Here is a 22,819-nt window from a genome sequence, read left to right as displayed (position 1 = left end):
CCCCAGTTTCGGATGGATGCCATGAGCACAGCCAATGTTCCCCTCGATGTCGAGGCGGCGATCGACCACCTGATGAACTTCCTCTCGGTCGAGGGCGTCACCGGCGAGGAGGCCGCGATCGCAGCCGCCGTCAGCGAGGCCCTCAAGAAGATCGGCGTGCCGGCCTCGGCGATTCGCTTCGACGACGCCAACAAGCGCATCCCGCTCCCGACCCAGACCGGCAACCTGATCGTCGACCTGCCGGGCACCAAGCCCGGCCCGCGCCTGCTGTTCTCGACCCATCTCGACACCGTCCCGCTCTGCGCCGGTGCCAAGCCGAAGCGCGAGGGCAACTGCATCGTTTCCGACGGCACGACCGCGCTCGGCGGCGATGCCCGCACCGGCGTCGCCCTGCTCGTCGTGCTGGCCGAGACGCTGCTCAAGAACAAGCTGCCCCATCCGCCGATCACGCTGCTCTTCACGGTGCGCGAGGAAAGCGGCCTGCACGGTGCCCGCGAGCTCGATCCGAAGGAGCTCGGCGGCCCGGTGATGTGCGTCAATGTCGATGGCCAACTGGCTTCCGAGCTGATCGTCGGCGCCGTCGGCCAGGAGAACTGGGAGGTCTCGATCAAGGGCCTCGCCTCCCATGCCGGCGTCGCGCCGGAGAAGGGCATCTCGGCGACGCTGGTCGGCGCCATCGGCCTGGCCGAGGCCAAGGCCGCCGGCTGGTTCGGCAAGGTCGTCAAGGGCGACGAATTCGGCACCAGCAATATCGGCATCTTCGGTGGCAAGGACGGCAAGCCGGCAGGCGACGCCACCAACGTCGTCACCGACTATGCCTTCCTCAAGGGCGAGGCGCGCAGCCCCGAACTCTCCTTCGCCACCAAGATCGTCGACGGCTACGAGGCGGCCTTCGCCAAGGCCAAGGCGGCTGTGACGGACCATGAGGGCGCGACCGCGGAGGTGACCTTCCGGCGTGCCGCCTCCTATCCGCCGTTCAAGCTGGCCGAGGATTCGCCGGTGGTGAAGCGCGCCGCCAGGGCACTGGGGCTGCTCGGCATCGAGCCGAGCTATCTCTTCTCCAATGGCGGGCTCGACGCGAACTGGCTCGACAAGGCCGGCATCCCGACGATCACCATCGGTGCCGGCCAGGCCGAGATCCATACGATCAAGGAGTTCGTGAAGCTCGACGAATACGAGAAGGGGTGCCGGCTCGGCATCCTGATGGCCACGCTCGAGGACTGACGCCCGCCCCCCGGGAGGCCGATGGCGGCGCAAAAGCCCAACAGGAGCTGAAAGAGTGAGCCCAATCGCCTACACGGCCCTGATCATCGGCGTCGCCGTCGTCCTTTTCGTCACGAACAAGGTGCCCGTCGTCCTGGTGGCGATGGGCACGGCGCTGTCCCTTTGGGCGACTGGCGTGCTGACCCTGCCGCAGGCGCTCGGCGGGCTGGGCGATCCGGCGGTCATCTTCATCGCGTCGCTCTTCATCATAAGCTCGGGACTGGAGATGACGGGCGTCACCGCCTGGGCCGGACAGCTCCTGATCAAGGGGGCCGGCGAGGAGAGCCGCACCCGGCTCCTGCTCCTGACCATGGCCCTTGTCGCCCTGCTGACGGCCCTGATCAGCGTCAACGGTGCCGTCGCCGCGCTCCTGCCCGTCGTCGTGGTCATCGCGGTGAGGCTGCGGCGCAACTCCTCCCAGCTCCTGATGCCGCTCGTCTTCGCCGCCCATGCCGGCTCGATGCTGGCGTTGACGGGCACGCCCGTGAACGTCCTCGTCTCGGATGCGGCTGCAGATGCCGGCGCCGGCGCATTCGGCTTCTTCGAGTTCGCGCTCGCCGGCATCCCGCTGCTCATCGGCTCGATGGCGATCATGATCCTGTTCGGCCAGAAGCTCCTGCCGGAGCGCAACGGTGCGACCATGCCGGCCGATTTCAGCCGGCACGCCAAGACGCTGGTCGAGCAATACGGCCTCGCCAGCGGCATCTATCAGCTGCGCGTGCGCGCCACCTGTCCTCTCGTCGGCCAGCCGGCCTCGGCGATGGACCTCGCCGCCTATCCCGGGCTGCAGCTCGTCGCCGTACAGGACGGCGAGAGCGCGAGCCCCCTGCGTCGCGCCACCATCGCCGAGGGCGACCACATCCTGCTGCGCGGCGATGCGGAGGCGGCGGCGAATTTCGCGGCGGCGATGCATCTCGCCTTCCGCGATGACAGCGCAGCCACGGGGCAGGGCGAAGAGACGCTGTTCAACCGCCGCTCCGGCCTGGCGGAGGTGGTGATCCCGCCGCGCTCCGGGCTGATCGGTGAGAGCGTATTCCCGGGCATGGTCACCGAGAGCGGCGACCTTATCGTGCTGGCCGTCCAGCGCTCCGGAAACGAGATCGCGGCCGCCAACGCCACCAAGGATGCTGGTGGCATCGTGCTGCAGGCGGGCGACACCATGCTGCTTCAGGGCACCTGGAAAGCGCTCGATACCCATCTCGACGACCCCGACGTGCTGGTCGTCAGCTCGCCCGAACTCGTCCGGCGCCAGGCGGTGCCGATGGGCCCCGGTGCGAAGCAGGCGGTCATCATCCTGTTCGCCATGGTGCTGATGCTGGCCACCGGCATCGTCCCGCCGGCGGTAGCGGGTCTGCTTGCCGCCGGTGCCGTCATCCTCTGCGGCATCATGACGGTCGAGCAATCCTATCGGGCGATCAGCTGGACCACCGTGATCCTCGTCGGCGCGATGATGCCGCTCTCGACCGCGATGGTGGAGACCGGTGCGGCCAAGCTCCTGGCGGAGCGACTCGTCTACATGGTCGGCGATGCCGGGCCGATGGCGCTGCTCGCCGGCCTCTTCGTGCTGACCGCGGTGCTTGGCCAGCTGATCAGCAATACGGCGACGGCCCTGATCGTGATCCCGATCGGCGTCGCGGCCGCCACCAGCATGGGTATCTCGCCGCGTCCGGTGCTGATGAGCACGGCGGTCGCCGCCGCCGCCGCCTTCCTCACCCCGATCGCCACCCCGACCAACCTGATGGTGATGGGGCCGGGCGGCTACGCCTTCGGGGATTACTGGAAGCTCGGCCTGCCGCTGCTGCTCTGGTTCTTCGTGGTGGCGGTCTTCATCGTGCCGCTGATCTGGCGGTTCTGAGCGGGGGCTGATCGGCTCGGTTTCAACCAAGGAAAAGCAAAGATGTTGGTTCGCACTTTCGCGCTCGGCGCCGGGCTGCTGCTGGCCGTTCTGTCGACGGAAGGTGCCGTCGCCGCACCGGCCGCCATGGCCTCCGGCCTCGGCGCTGAAAGCGGTGTCGTGCCGGCGCAATGGCGCCATGGCCGCCATGTCGGCCCGCGACGCTGCTGGTGGGAGACGCGGCGCGTTCGCGACCACCGTGGCCGTTGGGTTCACCGTCGCGTCCAGGTCTGCCGCCGCTGAGTGGTTTTTACCTCTGCCGCAGTGCGGAAGTCTCAAATCGCGCAAAATTGGTCTTGATCGAGGCGAAATCGAGCCGCTCTTCGCGGCCCGGTGCCGTTTCGTGACAACTTGTCTCTAAAGTATCAACTTTACCGCGCAACGTGTTACCTAGCGGTACCTCGTCAGCGCAGTAGCATCATGATTCCAGTCCGGTTCACCACGAGCGATCTTCCCATCAGGGAACAGTTCGATGCATGGATGGGCTGGTTCGAGGGCGTCTTCAATGTCGCTCTGGCGGATCGCGAAGCCGGCTTCGCCGCCAGCAGCATCGTCTGGACGCTGGACAATTTCGGCTTGAGCCGTGTCAAGGCGCCGGGTTTGACGGCGGTCCGCGACCGCACGCTCCTGCGCTCGAACCCGGTCGATCACTGGGTCATCACGCTCGGCCAGCGCCGGACCCTGGGTTCGGTCGGGCAAGGTCTTGCGCTCGACGTGCCGCCCTCCGTGCCGTTCATCGCCTCGCTGGGGCGCGAACTCGTCAGCCAGCGCTCGCAGGACGAGCGGCTCCAGCTCTACCTCCCGCGCGACAGCTTCCGCGAACTGGCCCCGATTCTGGAGGCGGCCCAGGCGCAAGCCCTCGACACGCCGCTCGGCCGGCTGCTCGGGGATTATATAGCGCTGCTCGAACGCAGCTTCGTCGATCTCGAAGCCGAGGATGTGCCGCGCCTCACCAATGCCGTCCGGGCGATGGTGCTGGCCTGCACGGGGCCGTCTTCCGATCGTCTCGACATCGCTACCAGCCAGATCAACCTGACCCGCCGCGAGAAGGCGCGGCAGTTCATCGACCGGAACCTGCGCGAGCCCGGCCTCGACGCCACCTTGCTCTGCCGCGAGATCGGCATGTCGCGGACGCAACTCTACCGCCTCTTTCATGACGATGGCGGCGTCGCCCGCTATATCCGCCAGCGGCGGCTGCTGCGGAGCTATGCGGACCTGTCCGATCCATCGAACAGCACCAGCATCAACGCCATCGCCGATTCCTTGTGCTTCGAGGATGCGTCGAGCTTCAGCCGGGCCTTCAAGCAGGAGTTCGACCTGAATCCGCGCGATGTCCGCGCAGCCGCCACGGCAGGGCTGACGCTTCGCGTCAGGCCCAAGGAGCAGCGTTCAGCTGTGCCTTTGACACTACGCGAGTGCCTGCTGCGGTTTTAGCGCCTGCTGTCTCCCGTATCGTCATTCCGCAGCAAGCCGCAGGCTGACCCCGGAACCATGAATACTGCGGTTTCAGGATAAGGCCCGGTGCCGGGGCGGTTATGGGGTTCCGGGCTCTTGGCTTCGCGAAGCCCGGAAGACGGCGCGGTTTCAGGCCGATCCTCTCCCCTTGCCGCTCAAGCGGCGGCGTCGATCCTGGGCGCAGTGGCGCGTTCGATGCAAGCCTGGGTCACGCCTCGCAGGGTCGAGGCGGTCTCGTCCGCCTGCGGCGAGGGGCCGGCTGCGTCGCCAGCGGGATCGGCTCCCGATAGCGAGGCGATGACGATGTCGACGCTCGGCATGCGCCGCCGAAGCCGCTTGATGGCGTAGCGCATATGCGCGGTGCTCGCGCCGTTCAGATAGCACAGGCAGATCAGCGCCGGAGCTGCCTGCGCCAGTGCGGCCAGCTTGGCGCTCGACAGCGTGTCGGGAGCCGTGACGCGCGCCTGCAGGCCGTGCTTGGTCAAAAGCTGGGCCAGCATCAGCGCGGCGGCCTCGTCGAGATCGGACTGCGCGGCAATGCAGACGACGCGATCCTCCCCGTCGAAACCGTCGCGAAGCTGCTCCGGCGCGAGGACGGGCAGATCGGCCATGCCGAGCGTGTCGATGCTCTCGTCGATCGCCGCTGCGGCTTCGGTGTCGCGCGTGGCGTCGCCGGCCTTGGGCGACTTGTCGTCGCGATCGGACAGATCGTCGACCACCTCGCGAACGGTCTCGAGGATCCGAGCTTGCCGCTCCGCATCGAGGACGCCGCGCGTGGCGTCCGCTGCAGCCAGCCGCAGGCCCTCCAGCGCAACCTCGTCGTAATAGGCCGACAGCGAGCGCTCCTTCAGCACCTCCTCGGCCTTGTCGGCGGTCTCGGCCGGGTCCCCTGCAAGGACGCGCTGATAGAAGATTTCGGGCGCGGATAGCGCGGGCCGGTCGCCGAGGAGCACGTCGAGGAATTCGAGCCGCTCGACATGGCGACCGAGCACGACGAGGCAGATCGTCAGCGGCGTCGCCAGTACGAGGCCGATCGGCCCCCACAGCCAGGTCCAGAACGTCGCGGCAACGACGATCGCGAAGGGGGAAAGGCCGGTCGAGCGCCCGTAGAGCAGCGGCTCGATGACATGGCCGACGATGGGCTCGGTGATTGCGAACAGCGCCGCCGTCCAGAGCAGCATCGTCCAGCCCGGATCGACGGCTGCGGCGATGACCATCGGAAAGACCGCCGAAAGGATCGCGCCGACATAGGGCACGAAGCGCAGGACTGCGGCGAGAATGCCCCAGAGCAGGGCACTGGGCACGCCGATCAGCCACAATCCGGTGCCGATGACCAATCCGAACGAGGCGTTGAGCAGCAGCTGCGTCAGGAACAGGCGGCTCAGCCGCTTGCCGGCATCGTCGAACGCGGCGGTCGTCTTCTGCAGGTCGCTGGTTCCGGTCAGTCGGATGAAGCGGTTCCGCAGGTCCTCGCGCGTCAGGAGGATGAAGATCACGAAGATCAGGACGAGGCCGGTCGTCGCCAGCGGATGGATCAGCGGCGCCAGGAAGGCGCTCAACGTCTCGAGCGCGCCCGCTTCCGGCTGGTGAACCTCGACCGGGATCGGCTGGCGCTGCTCCGTTCCGGGCAGGGGCTTGGTGTCCTGCGGCCGGTCGAGCTCCTTGCCGAGCTCCTGCAAGACATCGGCGGCGCGCGAGAGCACGTTGCTGCCCGGCCCGGCACCCTTCAGCGAGGCGATCTTCTCGCGCATGGTGCTCTGATAGGTCGGCAGGTCGCCGGCGAGTTGTGTTGCCTGGCTCACCATCGCCACGGCCAGGGCGGAGAGGACCGCGAAGGCCAGGAGCACGACGCCGCAGACGGCGATGGCGCGCGGAATCCGGATTTTCTGCAGCAGCTTGACGAGTGGTGCCAGTACGAAGCTGAACAGGATGGCGAGCGCTACCGGCACGAAGACGTCGCGCCCCAGATAGAGCGCGGCAACGATCAGCATGACGCTGGCGATGTTGCCGAAATGGCTGCCGACGCCCTCCATTCCGGCGAGGCGCGGAGCCAGTCTTTCGGCGGAGACCACGGATCGATCGATTTTTGCCACCTTGCCTGCGCCGCTTTCAGGGAGGCCACCACCGGCTCCGGTGCGAGAACCCGCGATCGCCCGTCAGGTTCCGCCTGCTGCTGCGGCCGTTGGCGAATGCGTCGAGCCACGCCGCTTGAAGGGGGCCGGGCGCCGGACTACCTCACCAAAAAAGCAGGAGATGGCCATGGCCGACGCCTCCAGGCTCGATCGTTTCGTCACCGCCCAGGCGCCCCTGTTCGACAAAGCCCTGGCGGAGCTCGCCGCCGGCCGCAAGCGCAGCCACTGGATGTGGTTCATCTTCCCGCAGCTGCGCGGCCTCGGCATCTCTGCGACGGCCCAGCAGTTCGGCATCGCCGATCTTGCCGAGGCGCGGGCCTATCTGGCCCATCTGCTGCTCGGGCCGCGCCTGAAGCGCTGCACCGAGGCGGTTCTCGCCATCGAGGATCGCGACCTGCACGCCATCTTCGGTACGCCGGACGATCTGAAGTTCGCCTCCAGCATGACGCTGTTCTCCCTCGCATCGGACGAGCGCGACAATCTCTTCCGGCAGGCTATCCTGCGCTGCTGCGGCGGACGGATGGATGCGCGCAGCTTGCAGCTTCTCGGAGGCTGACGGCCCACTTCAATGCCCGGCGTCGCCTTTCGGCCGCGTGAGGATGGGCCAGTAACCCGCAAGCCAGATGGCGAAGGCGGCCGACCACAACGCGGCGGCGAGGCCGTAATGCGGGCCGAGCCAGGCGGTACCGATGCCGAGTTCCGGCAGGACGCGGACGAGGCCGGCGGAGGCGATCGTCGTGAGCGCCAGCTTCGCCGCCGGAGGCAGGACGAGGTCGTAGCCGCTGTGCCGCAGGCCGGCGATGACGAAGACCGCCATGATCGCGACGCCCAGCGCCCCGATCGAGAGGAGGTGCAGGCCCGTCGCTGCCGCCAGCGGCGCGCCGAGACCGGCAAGGCCGATGGCCAGGAAGCCGATGCCGGCAAAGGCGTTGGCGAGGGCGAGCGCGAGCACTTCGAAGCGGAAGGCCTCCCGGCCGATGAACCATTCCGCCAGCCGGTCGAAGAAGGCGGCGGCGGCTGCCAGCGCAAGCCAGCCGGAAACCTGCGACGCCGGCCAGAACAGCGCGGCGGTCAGCTGCAAGGCGACGAGCGCGGTGGTCAGGTTCTGGCGGCCGGGATGCGGGCGATAAGGGGTGGTCTCGCCGCTGGGGTCGAGCGCGTTGTTGATGACCGCGACGCCGATGCGCGCCAGCGCCAGCGACAGGAAGATCACGAAGATCGAAAGCGCCGCATGGAGCAGCCGCCCGGCAACGTCGTAGGCGCCCGCGAGCCAGGCGGCCCGGATCGCGACCTCGACCAGGATGAACAGGCCGAGCCAGAAGATGAAGGCGGCGTGGCGGCTGTTGCGCCGCTCCAGCATCGGGCAGAGCGCATACCAGAAGAGCACGGCGTAGAAGGCGAGATCGGTCGCCGCGGCGAGCGCGATCAGCGTATCGGCGCCGACGAGCCCGACCAGGCGCCCGGGCAGCCAGAGCCCGAACAGCAGCAGGAGCGCGCCCCCCCGGCGCGGCGCGGTGTCGGTCCATTCCGGGATGGCGGAGGTCAGGAAGCCGGCCAGTGCCGCGCCATAGGTCCCGAAGATCATCTCATGTGCGTGCCATTGCCCGGGCGGAACCTCGCGCGCGAAAGGCAGGTCGAGGCCGAGCAGGGTGACCCAGAGCAGCGGCAGCAGCATTGCGTGCAGCGCCGCGACCGGGAAAAACAGCTTCAACCCCTCGCTGAGCAGCGGGTGGAAGGAGGGGGCGGGCTTCGCCATGTCGCACCGGCTCATGCCGCGTCCCTGCTGCCGTCGAACAGGTCGGCGAAGGCCGGATCCCGCGTCCAATCCTGGACGAGTTCGAATACGGCCCGGTCGTCGCGGCTGCCCGGCGGGCCGTCCAGCCTGCGCTCGGCCAGGATGCCTTCCTGCCGGCCGGACAGAACGATGACGCGATGCGCCAGCCTGACCGCCTCGGACAGGTCATGGGTGACGAAGAGGGCGGAGAACCCGTCGCGACCTGAGGCCTCGATGACGAGGTCCTGCAGCACGCGCCGCAGGCCGACATCGACGGCGGTGAAAGGCTCGTCGAAGAAGACGATCTCGGGGTCCACCGCCAGCGCGCGGGCGACCGCCGCGCGCTGGCGCATGCCGCCCGAAAGCTCGGCCGGGTATTTGTCGAGATCGCGCGCATGCAGGCCGACTTCGGCGGCGCGCCGCTCCGCGATGGCGTGACGGACCGCCCGGCTGGTTCCGCCCGCGGCGAGCCCGTAGGCGATGTTGTCGCGCGCGGTCATCCAGGGCAGCAGGCGCGGCTCCTGGAAGACGACCGCATGGCAGCGATAGCCGCGCCGCACGCGCCCGCGCAGCGGGTCGACCAACCCGGCGGCGATCTGCAGCACGGTGGTCTTGCCGCAGCCCGAAGGGCCGACCAGCGCGACGACCTCGCTTTGGCCGAGCGACAGCGAGAGATTCTCGAAGACGGCGCGGCCGAGGAAGGCGTGGCCGATGCGGTCCAGCTCCAGCCTCATCGCTTCACGCCCCAGGGCAGGCCGGCCTGGCGCCATTGCTCGAGGCGGTCGCGCAGCGGCTGGATCAGCACGTATTCGGTGATGAGGGCGAAGGCGACGACGACGAGGACGATGGCGGTGACCCGCGGGATATCGAACAGGGCGCGCGCGCTCGCGAGGTCGCCGCCGAGACCGCCGGCATTGGACAGCAGCTCGGCCATCACCGTGACCTTCCAGGCCGAGCCCGCCGTCGTGATCCAGGCCGGGAAGAGATAGGAGACGAGATGCGGCGCGGTGACCGTGCGCAGCCGCATCCAGCTTCCGGCGCCGAAGGAGCGCGCCATCGCGTCGAGCGAGCGATCGCGCGTCGCCACGCCTTCGAGCCCGCCTGCGAAGGAGATCGGCAGCGAGGCGACGACCACCGTCATGATCGCGGTGCCGCCGCTGGCGCCGAACCAGATCAGCGCCAGCACGATCCAGGCGATCGGCGGCACGCCGAGGATCACGGTCACGATCGGGCGCATCAGCCGCATGGCCGCGAAGGAATAGCCCGCAGCGATGCCGGCGCTCGTGCCGATCAGGACCGAGAGCGCAAAGCCTGCCGCGGCGCGCTCGGCCGTTTCCAGGGCGGCGCGGCGGAAGCCGGCGTCGCCGGCGAGCTTGCCCATCTCCCGGACGGTTTCGAGCGGCGAGGGCAGGATGAAGGAGCCATAGGCTTCGTGCCCCGCCTGCCAGGCGGCGGCAATGCAGAACAGCCCGGCCGCGCCGGCCCAGCCGGACCAGACATAGCGGCCGGCCCAGCCGAGAAAGGCGAGCCCGTGGCGCATGATCACGACGATGCGTTCACAGCGCGTAGAAGGCGTCGCCCGGCTGCTTGCCGCCGATGATGCGTGGATCATCCGCCGCCAGCGCTTCGAACAGCGTCGTGAGGCTGGCGCGCGCGGCCGAGCCCGGCTGCGCCGCCAGGTTGCTGAAGGGCACGGCCTTCGCCAGCACCGGCGCGGGCAGCTGGAAGATCGCTTCCGCCTGAGCCGCGGTGGCGGCGGGGTCGGCGGTGATCTCCGTCAGCGCGACCTCGATCGCGCGTTGCAGCAGCGCGATGCCGTCAGTGCCGATCTGCTTCGTCAGCGCGTCGGTTACGGCGAGGCCGGCCTGGGGCAGGGTCGCGGCGCCGGTCGCCTGCGTCCAGGCCTTGCGGGTGTCGATCGCGCGTTCGAGCGGCTTGCCGCGCAAGCCCGACAGCAGCAGGGCGCCCGCGGCGGCGGGCTCGCTGAGCAGCGCCGCGTCGCACCGACCCGCCAGCAGGATCTGCACGGCTTCGGGGCCCGAACCCGAATAGTCGATGCTCAGTTCAGCCGGCGCGATGCCCTGCGCGACGAGCAGCCGGCGGAAGATGAAGTCCGGCATGTCGTTCTTGAACGGCACCGCCACGCGCTTGCCCTTGAGGTCGGCGAGGCTCGTCACGGTTCCCACCGGCGCCACGACATGGAGGAGGCCATGGGTCAGGATGTTCGCCAGCCTGATGCCGAGGCCGCGGTTATGCAGGTTGGCGGCGACATAGCTCGGCACCACCACCGCCTTCATGCCGCCGGAGCTGATTCCGGCGCGCATCTCGTCGGGCGTGCGCCAGACGCGGACCTCGACCGGCAGGCCGAGCGGCTTCAGCACGGCATCGGCGGCCGCACGCACCAGCAGCAGCCCCGGCGTCGCCGGCGGGCCCCAGAGCACGAGGGGCTCGGCGGCGCGGGCGATGGCGGGCGCGACGAGCGCCGCAGAGGCGGCGGCGAGGAAGCGGCGGCGATGGAGCATGGCGCTCTCCTGCGGTGATGTTCTTGCGACGCCCGTCGAGGCGGAGGACGTGGATGCGGTCGACATGTTCAGAACCGGGCGCGGACGCCGCCAAAGACGGCCCGGCCGGTGCCGGGCTGGAACGCGGCCTGGTCCGCGCGGGCCTGGTCGACGACCAGCGTCGAGGAGGCATAAGTCTTGTCGAAGAGGTTGCTGACCTCGCCGAAGACGGTGAAGCTCTCGTTGATGCGATATTCGGTGCGCAGGTCGAGCAGCGCATAAGGGTCGGCATAGAGCGTGTTCATGTTGTCGACCGGGGTCTTCTCCGGATTCCAGCGCAGCGAGGCCTGGAGCATCCAGGCTTCCGTCGCCTGGAACTGCAGCGTCGCGTTGACGAGATGGCGCGGCGCGCCCGCGAGGCGGTTGTTGCCGCGCACCGGGTCGTTGTCGAAGCGGAAGTCCTGATAGGTATAGGCGAGGCGCCCGGTCAGCCGCTCCAGCAGCCTGGCGCCGAGCCCGAGCTCGATGCCGAAATGGGTGGTCTTGTCGGCGTTGATCGCGCCGAGCGAGGTGCCGGACGCGTCGCGCAGGCTGAGCAGTTCCTTGTCGACCCAGGAATAGTAGGCGACGCCGTCCCAGGAGAAGTCGCCATGGCGGCCGCGCCAGCCGCCCTCCAGCGTGGTCGCGGTCTGCGCCTTCAGCGCCGGAGTGGTGAAGGCGGCAGCGGCCATCATCGGCGCAGCGGGGTTCGGGCGCCCGGCGCTGCTGTTGGGCGTGCCGTTGACCGTCGCCAGGAGGTCGTCATGGGTCGGCGGTTCGAAGCTGCGCGAGAGCGCGGCGAAGAACATCTGGTTGGCGTCCGGCCGATAGCTCACGCTGAGGCTAGGGCTCCAGCCGTCATAGCTGCGCGCATAACTGGATTTCTGCGTCGGCACCGAGCCATTCGGGAGGAGCGTGTAGGGCGAGGCCGGGCTGTAGGCGACGGTCGGCCGCCGCGCGAGCGCATAGGTGTCGGTATTGTCGCGCGTGGCGTAGGAGTAGGATAGCGCCGGAGAGATCGTGACGCCCTGCCAGACCGGGATGTTGGCGCCGGCATAGAGCGAGAGCGTGCTGGCATCGAGATCGCTCTCGCCGAAGAGCGCGCCCTGCACGCCGCCCTGGTTGAGATAGTTCTCGCGCTTGGCCGACCCGACGACATATTGCGCCGTCGTCTCGAACAGCGGCAGCGCCGCGGACTGGTCAGGCTTGTAGGCATAGCGGCCGACCGCCGTGAAATCGCCGCCCTTGGTGACCCGCACGCCGGACGCGATCGGGAAGCGGAACATGTCGTCGGTATAGGTGTAGCCGAGGCCGAGATCGAACAGATGCGGGCCGAATTCGGCCGTGGTGCGGTTGCCGATGAAGAATTGCTGCGTCTCGCGCCGCGGCCGGTCGCGCGGGACATTGGGCCCGGGCCCGATCGCGGTACCGCCGACGACGCGCGGTCCGCCATGGATCTGCCGCGGATCGGCCCGCAGCGCCTGCTTGGTCAGCGGCCCGGCGACATCGAAGCCGAGATCGGTATAACCGACGAAGAAGCGGGTCTTGATGCTGTCGGTGAGGGCGACGCCGACATTGGCGCCGACATTGACGCGCTGCGATTCATTGTAGACGCGGTAGCCGTCGCGGCGACTGATGTCGGCCTGCAGCATGCCGTCGACGCCGTCGCGGTTGAAGCCGGTCCGGCCGGAGACGTCGAGCTGCCCGAAGCTGCCGCCGGACACCGCCACTTGGGAGCCCGGCGCGCTGTTGCCCGTCGGCGAGACGAAGTTGAGCGCGCCGCCGAGCACAGTTGCTCCGAGGCGATGCGATGTCTGGCCGCGATAGACCTCGATCGACTGTGCCTGGGCCGGATTGGCGAGGCCGACGATATAGGAGCCGTCGGCACGGTTCAGCGGCAGCCCGTCGCGCAGCATCAGGATGCCGCGCTCGACCGGGTTCTGCTGCAGGCCGGAGCCGCGGATCTGGATACGCGGCTGGTCGTTGCCGCCGAAGAACTCCTGCACCACCACGCCCGGCGCGTCGCGCAGCGCCTTCGCCATGGTCGGGTTGCCGGTCAGCGACAGGGCTTCGGTCGTCAGGAGGGTCGCGCCGCCGGCCGTCGCGAAGAAGCGCTCGCGGACGAAGGCCGGGACGCCGTCGCGGCTGCCCTCGACGACGATCGGATCGAGCTGGATCGCGGAGCCTGGCGTGGCCGACTGAGCCAGACAGGCCTGGCTCACCGTGCTGGCAAGCAGCAGCCCGAGCGCGATCTGTCCGACGGGGAGACGCAAGTGGCGACGCGGCCGGACTGGCAGATCGGGGCGGGCGGTTACAGAACGCGGCGTCATCGCTGGCTGACCTTCTCGGCGGAATAGGCATGCGTGGAGGCGGCCGAAAGCCGTGGCCGTCCCGTCGGGATCTGCGGACGGGCTCGTGCCGGGCAGGCTTTCGGTGAAACTGGACTGACTCTAAAATATGAATTTCAGATGCAGTTTTACTAGGCCGAGAGGATCGTGCTGTAAACAGAAATCGGCGTCGTTTTTGGCTGTTGCCGGATACATGCCCGGGGTTGTGGCGACCAGTCGCACCCGGTCGGGCAGTCGAAACCGCGAAAATGCCCGAACTTTGCCATGAGCTCGCAGCGAAGCTGAACTTTTTGCACTCTCGAATAGTTATAAACTGCTGCTGTCTATTTCGATCGTGCTACAGGAGGCGCCATGCGCCTGACCCAATTCAGCGAATACGCATTGCGGCTTCTGACATTCGCGGCTGCTCATCCCGACAGGTTGATCACCGTCGAGGAGGCGGCGAGCGCTCACGAGATTTCACGCACCCATCTGATGAAGGTCGCCAACCTGCTGGCGCGGGAGGGCTTCCTCAAGGCGCAGCGTGGCCGCTCCGGCGGCCTGGTGCTGGCGCGCGCGCCCGAAACGATCTCGCTCGGCGCGCTGGTGCGCCTCACCGAGCCGGCCTTCTCGGTGCTGGAGTGCTTCGGCGAGGCGGAAGGTCGCTCGACGCTGCGGCAGGATTGCTGGCGCGCCATCCTGTCCGATGCGATGGATGCCTTCCTGGCGGAGTTGGACCGCCACACGCTTCAGGATCTTCTCGCCGATCCCGAGCGCTACGGCATCGCCAGGCCGGCCGCCTGAAGCCGGCAGCCGGGCTTAGCCAGCCTGCGGCGGCTCGAAGGCGTTGATCGGCGGCAGGTTGCCGTCGAAGCGCTCGACCTGAACCGTCGTCAGCTGGCCTGTGCAGCCCTGCGCCAGCGCCGAGGTGCCGATGTCGCGCGTCAGCACGTTCGGGTTTCCGTGCACGCAGAGCGGCTTTTCCTCCGCGGGATCGACCGGATCGTACCAGGCACCGGTCGGCAGCTGGATCACGCCGCGACGGATGCCGTCGGTCAGCACGACGCCGGCGAGGCAGGCGCCGCGCTCGTTATGCAAGCGGATGATGTCGCCGTCGGAGATGCCACGCATTGCTGCGTCCTCCGGATGCATCCGCGCCACCTCGCGGCCGCGATGCTTGGCGCCGTCGCTATGGCCGCCGAAATCGAACTGGCTGTGCAGCCGGGTGCGCGGCTGGTTGGCGACGAGCACATAAGGCGTCGCCGGATCAGGTACGTTGGTCGGGCCAAGCCAGGTCGGATGGCCCGGGCAATCTGCCTCGCCGAAGCTCGCGATCGTCTCGCTGAAGATTTCGAGCTTGCCGCTCGGCGTCGGCAGCGGCTTGGCCTCGGGGTCGTCGCGGAAGGCGCGCAGGCGGCCGCCATCGTCGGGTTGCTGCGGCAGGATGTAGCCCTCGCTGCCCCAGAACTCGGCGAAGTTCGGGGCCGGAAGCCCCTTCGCCGCGAGACCCACGCGGGTCGGTTCGTAGAGATATTCGAGCCAGTCGCGCACGCTGCGCCCTTCGGTGAAGGCCTCGCGCGCGCCCAGACGCTCGGCGAGATCGGCGAAGATTTCGTAGTCGTCGCGCGCCTCGCCATAGGGCGGCACGACCGGATGCATCGGCAGCAGCAGCGGGTCGTTCGAGCTGCCGCCGATATCCTCGCGCTCCAGCGTCATCGTGCAGGGCAGGACGATGTCGGCATGGCGCGCCGTCGCCGTCCAAGCGAGCTCATGGACGACCAGCGTGTCGAGCTTCCCGAAGGCCTGGCGCAGGCGGTTCAGGTCCTGATGATGATGGAACGGGTTGCCGCCCGCCCAGTAGACCAGCTTGATCTCCGGATAGGTCCGGGTCTGGCCGTTGTAGCGGTAGGTTTCGCCAGGGTTGAGCAGCATGTCGGAGATGCGCGCGACCGGGATGTAGTCGGTGACGCCGTTCTTGCCCTGCGAGAAGGTCGGCACCGGCACGGCGTTGAAGCGGCGTCCGTAATAGGCGATGGCGCCGAGCGCATAGCCGTAGCCGCCGCCGGGCAGGCCGATCTGGCCGAGCGCCGCTGCCAGCACCATGCCCATCCAGACCGGTTGCTCGCCATGCTCCGCGCGCTGCAGCGCATGCGCCACGACGATCAGCGCACGTTTGCCGTGCAGCCGGTGCGCCAGCGCCGCGATCTCTTCGGCCGATGCACCGGTGATCTTCGCGGCCCAGGCCGCATCCTTGGGCTGGCCGTCGCTCTCGCCGAGCAGGTAGCGCTCGAAGACCGGCCAGCCGACGGTGCAGCGGTCGAGGAAGGCGTGGTCATGCTTGCCCTCGACGACGAGGGTATGGACGATGCCCATCATCAGGGCGGTGTCGCTGCCGGGAATGCAGGAGAGCCATTCGGCCTTGGCCTCCTCGGGCAGGTCGGAGCGCAGCGGCCCGACCAGCACGAACTGGCAGCCGCGCTCGGCTGCGCGCCGCATCGCCCCGCGCTCGACATGCTTGCTGACGCTGCCGCCGGCGACCATCGAGTTCTTCAGCGCCATGCCGCCGAAGGCCAGCACGATGTCGGTGTGCTCGGCGATCTGCTCCCAGGAGACGTTGCGCTTGGTCAGGTCCTCGTATTCGCCGATGATATGCGGCACCAGCACCTGCGAGGAGCCCGAGGAGTAGCTGTTGACCGACTTGACGTAGCCGCCGCAGGCGACATTCAGGAACCGGTGGATCTGGCTCTGCGCGTGGTGGAAGCGCCCGGCGCTGGCCCAGCCATAGGAGCCGCCGAAGATCGCGCCAGGACCTGCGCCGTCCCTGATGCGCGTGAGCTCTCCACCGAGCAGGTCGTGCGCCTTCTCCCAGGAGACGGGCACGAATTCGTCGCGGCCGCGCCGGGCGTCGGGGCCCGGGCCGTTTTCCAGCCAGCCGCGGCGGACCATCGGCTGGGCGATCCTCGCCCGGTGCCGCAGCGCCGCGGGGAAGTTCTCGATGATCTGGTTCGGGTCGGGATCGCCCGCATGCGGCCTGACCTCGAGCTCGCCATCCTTCATCCGCGCCGAGAACACGCCCCAATGCGAGGTGTGGGGCACGAAGCCCTGCTCGCGCAGCGCCTCGGCTTGGTCTGTCTGGCTCATTGGCTTGATCTCGAAGGGCCACTGTTCGGCCCATTGGTGGCGCGTTTAGCGCTGCTGCGGCGCGTCGTCGATAACGCCGGCGCGATGGCGGGCATGCCCGACCGGCCGGAGCGGAACGCCCCGGCCGGCCAATATCGTCACGCGGCGGCGTAGCCGACGGTGCCCTTGATCTCGAGGAACTCCTCAAGGCCGAAATCGGCGTATTCGCGGCCGTTGCCAGACTGCTTGTAGCCGCCGAAGGGGGCGCCGGCGTCCCAGGCAGGGTAATTGATGTAGACATTGCCCGAGCGCATCTGCGCCGCGACCTTGCGGGCGCGCTCGATCGAGCCGGACTGGACATAGGAAGCCAGGCCGTAGGGGGTGTCGTTGGCGCGCACCACCACCTCGTCGTCGCTCTGATAGGGCAGGATCGACAGCACCGGCCCGAAGATCTCCTCACGCGCGATGGTCATCTCGTCGGTGACGTTGCCGAAGATCGTCGGGCGGACATAGTAGCCGCGATTGAGGTCTTCGGGACGCCCCGGGCCGCCCACCACCAGATCGGCGCCCTCCTTGATGCCGGCCTCGATGAGCTTCTGGATCTTGTTGTACTGGGTCTCGCTGACGACCGGGCCGAGGAAGGTGTCGTTCGAAGCGGGAGCGCCGACCTTGAGCGGCTCGGCAACGGCCTTGGCGATCGCCACGGCCTTGTCGTGCAGCGCAGCCGGCACGAACATCCGGGTCGGCGCGTTGCAGGACTGGCCGGAGTTGCGCATCACGCTCTCGACGCCGAGCTTCACGGCGCGGTTCAGGTCGGCATCGTCGAGGATGATGTTGGCCGACTTGCCGCCGAGCTCCTGATGCACCCGCTTGACCGTGTCGGCAGCGGCCTTGGCGACCAGGATGCCGGCGCGGGTCGAGCCGGTGAACGAGACCATGTCGACGCCGGGATGGCGCGAGATCGCCTCGCCGACGGTCGGGCCGTCGCCGTTGACGAGGTTGAACACGCCCTTCGGGATGCCGGCCTCATGCACGATCTCGGCGAAGATGATCGCGTTCAGGGGCGCGATCTCGGAGGGCTTCAGCACCATGGTGCAACCGGCGGCAAGCGCCGGCGCGACCTTGCACATGATCTGGTTCATCGGCCAGTTCCACGGCGTGATCATGCCGACGACGCCGATCGGCTCCTTCGCGATCAGCGTGGTGCCGCGCACCTCCTCGAACTCGAAATTCTCCAGCGTCTCGATCATCTTCGAAAGATGGGCGGTGCCCATGCCGGCCTGCGCCTTGGTGGCGAGCTCGATCGGCGCGCCCATCTCGCGCGACAGCGCTTCGGCGATGTCGGCATAGCGCGCCTTGTAGACCTCGAGCAGGCGCCGCATCAGGGCGAGCCGCTCCTGCTTCGATGTCGCGGCGAAAGCCGGGAACGCGGCGCGCGCGGCAGCGACGGCCTTGTCGACATCGGCTTCGTCGCCGAGCGCGATGGTGGCGATGGCCTCTTCGGTCGAGGGATCGATCACCTCGAGCGTCTTGGAGCCGGACGGCTGCACCCACTGGCCATCGATGTAGAACTGCAGGTTATGCGACATGGGATCGTTTCCTCAGGCTCGGAACGGGGACCTTGCAGCCGTACTAGCGGCCGGGCTTGGGCTCGGCAGGCATGACGACTGGTCCGGCGGACGATGAAGGCGACAACTCGATCACATCCGCGGCTACAGGTCGGAGAATGGCACGCGCTTTCAAGGCAAACCCGTCGAGCGCCGCCGTCTGCCGCCTGAACCTAGGCATGACGTGGGGGCTTGTCACGGTCCGGCGTGTCGGTTTCCTGCATTGGCGCCATGTTCTCAAAGGACGGGCTTTGAGCAGCCGGTGGCATTGTGCCGGCCGGCAACAAATGGTTCAGTCTTCTGGCTGTCCGGGGAATGCGCCCCTGACGAGGACAGAGGGAAGACTGCCATGAACGCCTACCGCCTTGGATTGCCCCTCCTGTGCCTCCTGGGCCTCTCGGCCTGCGTCTCCCAGAACCAGGCGCCCGATGTCGTCTCGGCCCCGATGTCGATGCCGCTTCCCGATCAGCGCAGCTATCTCGATCCCGGCCCCAACACCGCGTCGACGGGCGGGCCGAACTATGTCCGGTCCAACCTGACGAGTTCGCCCCAGCAGACCGACTTCTTCGGAAACGACGTCCTGCGGCGCACGCCCTGAGTTTCCAGTGCAGAGGGGCCACGGGGGGGGCGAAGAGCCAGCGCCGGCGCGGCCTTGACGCCACGGACGATTCACGCCTGCGCCTCAGTTTCATCGCCTGGACCCGGGCGACGGACGTAGACGCTTGCCGTCCTGTCTGCGAGAACTCTGGCAGAAGAATCGTCTGCCTGCCTCGATCCCGGATTCCACCATGCCTTTTCGCGCCACCCAGAATGCAAAGCCGATCGCACTCTCCGCTGCCCTCGCGCTCGCCGCGCTGGCGCTGACCTGCAACGCAGCCCTGTCGCAGCCGGCTGGCGCGCCCAGGCAGAACGCGCAGGCGGCGCCAGCAGCTCCCGCAGTTCCGGCCGGACCGAGCCAGACCACGGCGAGCTTCGGCGACTGGACGCTGCGCTGCCAGCGCCTCGTGGCCGACAAGCCCGAGCGGGCCTGCGAGGTCGCGCAGACATTCCAGGTTCAGGGGCAGTCCGCGCCGCTGGCGCAGTTCGCCATCGGACGCACCGGCAAGGGCGAGCCGCTGCGCGCCACGGCGGTCGTGCCGGCGAACGTCTCATTCCCGAGCAATGTGCAGGTGGCGATGGAGAACGATGGCGCCCTGCTCGACCTGAGCTGGCGCCGCTGCATGCCCGGCGGATGCATCGCCGACGTGGTCGTCAAGGACGAGCAGTTCAAGAGCTGGCGCGCGGCCACCGAGCGCGGACGGCTGGGCTTCACGGATGCGACGGGCCGGGCGATCAACCTCCCGCTCTCGTTCAACGGCCTCGGCCAGGCGCTTGACGCGCTGTCGAAGGAAGCGCTCTGAGCGACCCGCGAAGGCGGCGAGACAAATAGCAGACGGCAGGACAGCGATTACCGGGGCGATCCCGTATCAGGCGCGGTGCAGGAAGCCTGTCGTCGTCAGCACATTCATGCGCAGCGATAGCGCAGGAGCTGTATCGGCTGCGCACGATCCTGCAGACCTGCACCGCTGAAAAAAGCCCCGCCGAAGCGGGGCTAGGCGGGGAGGAACTCAGACGACCGGCGGGCGATACGGGGCGCCGGCTTCGTCGAAGCGGTTCCAGCCGCCCTCACGATACTCTGCCAGACGGGTGTCGCGGTCGATCGGCGTTGCGCCGTCCAGGATGGCTTCCACCGCCGGCACCTGCTCGTCCGCCACGCGCACCGAGACGACGCTGCCGCCGCGCCGGACGGTTTCGGCATAATAGTTGGCGTCCTCCTCGCTGTGGCCTGCGTTGGTGAAGGCACCGATGACGCCGCCGGTAACGCCGCCGGCGGCCGCTCCGGCGGCCGTGGAGGCCAGCCAGCCGGCAGCGACGACCGGGCCGATGCCGGGGATCGCGATCAGGCCGATGCCTGCGAGCAGGCCCGCTGCGCCGCCGAGCGCTGCGCCAATGCCGGCGCCTTCGCCGGCATTGCTGTCGTCAGCCTTCTGGTAATGGCTGTCGTTCGCCTTCTCGTGATGGCCAACGACGCTGATATCCGCGGAGCGGATGCCCCCGGCTTCGAGCCGCTCGACGACGGCGCGCGCTGTTTCGTAGTTGTCATAGGAACGGGTCAATGTCTGGGTCATCTGGTAGCTCCTCGGATCAATGGCGGGTGATGTTGCCGCGGTAGTCGACGGATACGGTCACCTGCGCGCCGCCATGCGTGGCGCTGCCCTTCCAGACGCCGTTGTCGTCCTTCGCCAGCGTGCCGATCTGCGAGTAGCCATTGGCTTCGAGACGGCTCTTGGCCTGGCCCTCGGTGAAGCTGTTGGCGCCGGGCAGCGGCGCGTTCTTGTCGGCGTCCGCCTTGGGTGCCGGCGTAGGCGAGGTGGTGGAGGTCTGTGCGAATGCGCCAGAGGCAGTCGCTGCCGCGACGAGCGACGCGAGCACGAGTTTTTTCATGTTTGAGGTCCCTGAGATTTTGGCGCGGTCAATGCCGCGGGATGCCTTTCCAACACCTGGGGCGGCGATTCTGTTCCCCGAATTCCGCGCAATCGAGCCAGATCGGCACTCTGGGGATCTAAAGGGTGTCGACCCAGTGCTGGCTGAGCGGCCCGTCCTTGCCGCGAACCGGGTCGTCCACCGGGAAGGTGAGCTTGGCGATCGCCTCGCGGATCGCTGCGGTCGGAGGATCGCGCAGGATGTCGGCGCTCTGGCCGGGCGGATAGGCGCCGACCGCGAGGAAATCCTCGGAAGCCTCGATGCGGCAGTGGCCGGTGCCGGCCGGAAGCAGGATCACGTCGCCGGCCCGCAGCGTCAGTTCGCGACCGTCAGGGCCACCTAGCACGACCCGGACCGATCCGGCCGCGATGCCGAGCACCTCGTGCCCGCGGGCGTGGTAATGGTGGAAATCGTAAATGCCGTTTCGCCATTGCGGCGGCCAGCCATTCTCGGCGAAGCGTTTTTCCATGGCCGAGGCCAGTTCCGGCGCTTCGGGCGGGAAGGCCGCCTCATAGAGCAGCACCGGAAGCCGCGGGTTGTTGGGAATACCTTTCCGCTCCTCGATATGGATGGCGGTAACGGTTGCCTGGATCATTAAAGGTCCCTCGCTTTGCCAGCGGGAACGAGGCTGCGACGACCGGGGTTCCGCTGATTTAGCGCGTTTACGGCTCCGCCGGGCTCACCCGCCGGGAACCGTCGTCCGAGCCAGCGGTTGATCCCTGACAGCCGCCTATTGCAGGGAGCCGCCATGCGGACGGAACCGACGAGTCTCGGTCATAGTCAGGTTCGCGACGAGCCCAAGCATAACCGCTTCGTCATGGACGTCCCCGACGGAGAGGCCTTCGCGACCTACCGGCGCATCGACGACTACCTCGTCATTTCCCACACAGAGGTGCCGCGCGCCATGCGCGGCCGGGGGCTCGGCGCCAGGCTCGCCCGCGGCATCTTCGACCTCGCCCGCAGTCGCGGCGAGCGCATCGTGCCGGCCTGTTCCTTCATCGCGAACTGGGCCCGGCTCAACCCCGACTACGAGGATCTGCTCGCCGGCCGCGAGGACGTGGCCGGATCGGGCTCTCGCTAGCCGCCACTTGAAGCGAAGGAGGACGCCATGCCTGCCAAATCAGCCGCCCAGCAGAAAGCCGCCGGCGCCGCTCTCGCGGCCAAACGCGGAGACATGAAGAGGAGCGAACTCAAAGGCGCCTCCAAGTCCATGGAGAAGTCGATGAGCGAAATCGAACTGGAAAAGATGGCGTCCACCAAGCGCAAGGGGAAGCCCGAGCACAAGACCAAGCACTGATCGCCTTTTGCGCAGTTAGGATTCCCGATGGCGAGCCACCCCGAACCGCCTTTTCCCGACCAGCAGCAGCCCATGCCGGGCCGGACCGATGCGATGTCGCCCCGGCCGGACCATGGCGAGGACAGCTATGTCGGCTCGGGGCGGCTCGCGGGCAAGCGCGCTGTCATCACGGGCGGCGACAGCGGCATCGGCCGGGCTGTCGCCATCGCCTTCGCACGCGAAGGCGCCGACGTTCTGATCTCCTATCTGGACGAGGACGACGACGCGAACGAGACGGCCGAACTGGTCCGGAAGGCCGGCCGCACTGCCGTCCTCGTGCCGGGCGACATCCAGGACCCGGCACATTGCCGGGCGATCGTCGAGAAGGCGGTGGCCGATCTCGGGGGCATCGACGTCCTCGTCAACAACGCGGCCCATCAGGCGACCTTCAAGGAGATCGGCGACATCTCCGACGAGGAGTGGCAGCTGACCTTCGCGGTCAACATCCACGCCATGTTCTACCTGACCAAGGCCGCCGTGCCGCATATGCAGCCCGGCTCCTCGATCATCAACACGGCCTCGGTCAATGCCGACAAGCCGAACCCGACCTTGCTCGCCTATGCGACGACGAAGGGTGCGATCCAGAATTTCACCGGCGGGCTCGCCCAGTTACTGGCGGAGAAGGGCATTCGCGCCAACACGGTCGCACCCGGGCCGATCTGGACCCCGCTGATCCCTTCGACCATGAAAGGCGACCGTGTCACGGAGTTCGGCAAGCAGGTGCCGATGAAGCGGCCCGGCCAGCCGGCGGAACTGGCGACGGCCTACGTCATGCTGGCCGACCCGCTCTCGAGCTACGTCTCGGGCGCGACCATCGCCGTGACCGGCGGCCATCCGATTCTCTGACG

22 protein-coding genes are annotated in these 22,819 nt (G+C 68.2%); 11 read left to right on the top strand and 11 right to left on the bottom strand.

The features are described 5' to 3' along the window. Positions 1–12 precede the first annotated feature (12 nt). From ASE63_RS26045 to ASE63_RS26030, 4 genes are all read left to right on the top strand, one after another. Positions 13–1,224 (top strand): M20/M25/M40 family metallo-hydrolase, encoded by a 1,212-nt coding sequence (locus ASE63_RS26045; RefSeq protein WP_056808550.1) that lies wholly within the window; start codon positions 13–15, stop codon positions 1,222–1,224. Positions 1,225–1,279: 55 nt separating this feature from the next. Further along, positions 1,280–3,118: an SLC13 family permease gene (locus ASE63_RS26040; RefSeq protein WP_056808547.1), complete on the top strand. Its 1,839-nt coding sequence runs from the start codon at positions 1,280–1,282 to the stop codon at positions 3,116–3,118. A gap of 42 nt (positions 3,119–3,160) precedes the next feature. Further along, entirely contained in the window at positions 3,161–3,400 is a 240-nt protein-coding gene (locus ASE63_RS26035; RefSeq protein ID WP_056808545.1) for a hypothetical protein, read from the top strand. A 237-nt stretch (positions 3,401–3,637) separates the two neighbouring features. Then, complete coding sequence (locus ASE63_RS26030) at positions 3,638–4,591, top strand: helix-turn-helix domain-containing protein (protein ID WP_056808543.1); 954 nt, start codon at positions 3,638–3,640, stop codon at positions 4,589–4,591. Between the two features lie 176 nt (positions 4,592–4,767). On the opposite strand, the gene ASE63_RS26025 is transcribed toward ASE63_RS26030, so the two are convergent. Further along, positions 4,768–6,705, bottom strand: a complete 1,938-nt coding sequence (locus ASE63_RS26025) for an AI-2E family transporter (protein WP_244491615.1) — start codon at positions 6,703–6,705, stop codon at positions 4,768–4,770. Positions 6,706–6,871: 166 nt separating this feature from the next. Between ASE63_RS26025 and ASE63_RS26020 the strand changes: the two genes are divergently transcribed. Further along, a complete protein-coding gene (locus ASE63_RS26020) occupies positions 6,872–7,300 on the top strand; it encodes a DUF1810 domain-containing protein (protein WP_200962628.1) in 429 nt (142 codons plus the stop codon). A gap of 9 nt (positions 7,301–7,309) precedes the next feature. Here the strand turns inward: ASE63_RS26020 and ASE63_RS26015 are convergent, their stop codons facing one another. The 5 genes from ASE63_RS26015 to ASE63_RS25995 all read right to left on the bottom strand — a co-directional run bounded on the left by ASE63_RS26015 (position 7,310) and on the right by ASE63_RS25995 (position 13,331). After that, positions 7,310–8,500, bottom strand: coding sequence for an NnrS family protein (locus tag ASE63_RS26015; RefSeq protein WP_056808537.1), 1,191 nt, complete (start codon positions 8,498–8,500; stop codon positions 7,310–7,312). Between the two features lie 11 nt (positions 8,501–8,511). Next, positions 8,512–9,252, bottom strand: a complete 741-nt coding sequence (locus tag ASE63_RS26010) for an ATP-binding cassette domain-containing protein (protein WP_056808535.1) — start codon at positions 9,250–9,252, stop codon at positions 8,512–8,514. Beyond that, on the bottom strand, positions 9,249–10,058 hold the full coding sequence (locus ASE63_RS26005) for an ABC transporter permease (RefSeq protein ID WP_056808662.1): 810 nt from the start codon (positions 10,056–10,058) through the stop codon (positions 9,249–9,251). Before ASE63_RS26005 ends, ASE63_RS26010 begins: the two co-directional genes overlap by 4 nt. 16 nt (positions 10,059–10,074) lie before the next feature. Beyond that, complete coding sequence (locus tag ASE63_RS26000; protein WP_056808534.1) at positions 10,075–11,040, bottom strand: PhnD/SsuA/transferrin family substrate-binding protein; 966 nt, start codon at positions 11,038–11,040, stop codon at positions 10,075–10,077. Positions 11,041–11,108: 68 nt separating this feature from the next. Continuing rightward, entirely contained in the window at positions 11,109–13,331 is a 2,223-nt protein-coding gene (locus ASE63_RS25995) for a TonB-dependent receptor (RefSeq protein ID WP_056808532.1), read from the bottom strand. 426 nt (positions 13,332–13,757) lie between these two features. On the opposite strand from ASE63_RS25995, the gene ASE63_RS25990 reads away from it, so the two are divergent. Next, positions 13,758–14,189 (top strand): Rrf2 family transcriptional regulator, encoded by a 432-nt coding sequence (locus ASE63_RS25990; RefSeq protein WP_056808530.1) that lies wholly within the window; start codon positions 13,758–13,760, stop codon positions 14,187–14,189. A 15-nt stretch (positions 14,190–14,204) separates the two neighbouring features. Here the strand turns inward: ASE63_RS25990 and ASE63_RS25985 are convergent, their stop codons facing one another. Continuing rightward, complete coding sequence (locus ASE63_RS25985; RefSeq protein WP_056808528.1) at positions 14,205–16,526, bottom strand: molybdopterin guanine dinucleotide-containing S/N-oxide reductase; 2,322 nt, start codon at positions 16,524–16,526, stop codon at positions 14,205–14,207. A 137-nt stretch (positions 16,527–16,663) separates the two neighbouring features. Continuing rightward, positions 16,664–18,094, bottom strand: a complete 1,431-nt coding sequence (locus tag ASE63_RS25980; RefSeq protein ID WP_056808526.1) for an aldehyde dehydrogenase family protein — start codon at positions 18,092–18,094, stop codon at positions 16,664–16,666. 367 nt (positions 18,095–18,461) lie between these two features. Here ASE63_RS25980 and ASE63_RS25975 point away from each other — a divergent pair, with 367 nt between their 5' ends. Together ASE63_RS25975 and ASE63_RS25970 are read left to right on the top strand one after the other, a co-directional pair. Further along, complete coding sequence (locus tag ASE63_RS25975; protein ID WP_056808524.1) at positions 18,462–18,710, top strand: hypothetical protein; 249 nt, start codon at positions 18,462–18,464, stop codon at positions 18,708–18,710. 190 nt (positions 18,711–18,900) lie between these two features. Continuing rightward, complete coding sequence (locus ASE63_RS25970) at positions 18,901–19,512, top strand: invasion associated locus B family protein (RefSeq protein ID WP_056808522.1); 612 nt, start codon at positions 18,901–18,903, stop codon at positions 19,510–19,512. A 207-nt stretch (positions 19,513–19,719) separates the two neighbouring features. Here ASE63_RS25970 and ASE63_RS25965 read toward each other — a convergent pair whose 3' ends face one another. The 3 genes from ASE63_RS25965 to ASE63_RS25955 all read right to left on the bottom strand — a co-directional run bounded on the left by ASE63_RS25965 (position 19,720) and on the right by ASE63_RS25955 (position 21,230). After that, positions 19,720–20,280, bottom strand: a complete 561-nt coding sequence (locus ASE63_RS25965; RefSeq protein WP_056808521.1) for a general stress protein — start codon at positions 20,278–20,280, stop codon at positions 19,720–19,722. A gap of 16 nt (positions 20,281–20,296) precedes the next feature. Then, a complete protein-coding gene (locus ASE63_RS25960) occupies positions 20,297–20,596 on the bottom strand; it encodes a hypothetical protein (RefSeq protein ID WP_056808520.1) in 300 nt (99 codons plus the stop codon). Between the two features lie 118 nt (positions 20,597–20,714). After that, positions 20,715–21,230 carry a cupin domain-containing protein gene (locus ASE63_RS25955; RefSeq protein ID WP_056808519.1) on the bottom strand — a complete coding sequence of 172 codons (516 nt, stop codon included), beginning with the start codon at positions 21,228–21,230 and terminating at the stop codon, positions 20,715–20,717. Between the two features lie 153 nt (positions 21,231–21,383). On the opposite strand from ASE63_RS25955, the gene ASE63_RS25950 reads away from it, so the two are divergent. From ASE63_RS25950 to ASE63_RS25940, 3 genes are read left to right on the top strand one after another with little or no spacing between them, the layout of a single operon-like run. Continuing rightward, positions 21,384–21,716, top strand: coding sequence for a GNAT family N-acetyltransferase (locus tag ASE63_RS25950; protein WP_082610311.1), 333 nt, complete (start codon positions 21,384–21,386; stop codon positions 21,714–21,716). Between the two features lie 27 nt (positions 21,717–21,743). Then, positions 21,744–21,932, top strand: coding sequence for a DUF3008 family protein (locus tag ASE63_RS25945; protein ID WP_056808516.1), 189 nt, complete (start codon positions 21,744–21,746; stop codon positions 21,930–21,932). A gap of 27 nt (positions 21,933–21,959) precedes the next feature. Beyond that, the gene (locus tag ASE63_RS25940; RefSeq protein WP_056808514.1) at positions 21,960–22,817 is read left to right on the top strand and encodes an SDR family oxidoreductase; all 858 of its coding nucleotides are present in this window, start codon (positions 21,960–21,962) and stop codon (positions 22,815–22,817) included. Positions 22,818–22,819: the final 2 nt, after the last annotated feature.

The sequence above is a fragment of the Allobosea sp. Root381 genome (genome assembly GCF_001429395.1).
In the GTDB taxonomy this organism is placed as follows: Bacteria; Pseudomonadota; Alphaproteobacteria; order Rhizobiales; family Beijerinckiaceae; genus Allobosea.
The sequence above is the reverse complement of the archived record's forward strand: the minus strand, read 5'-3'. Positions and strand labels throughout refer to the sequence as shown.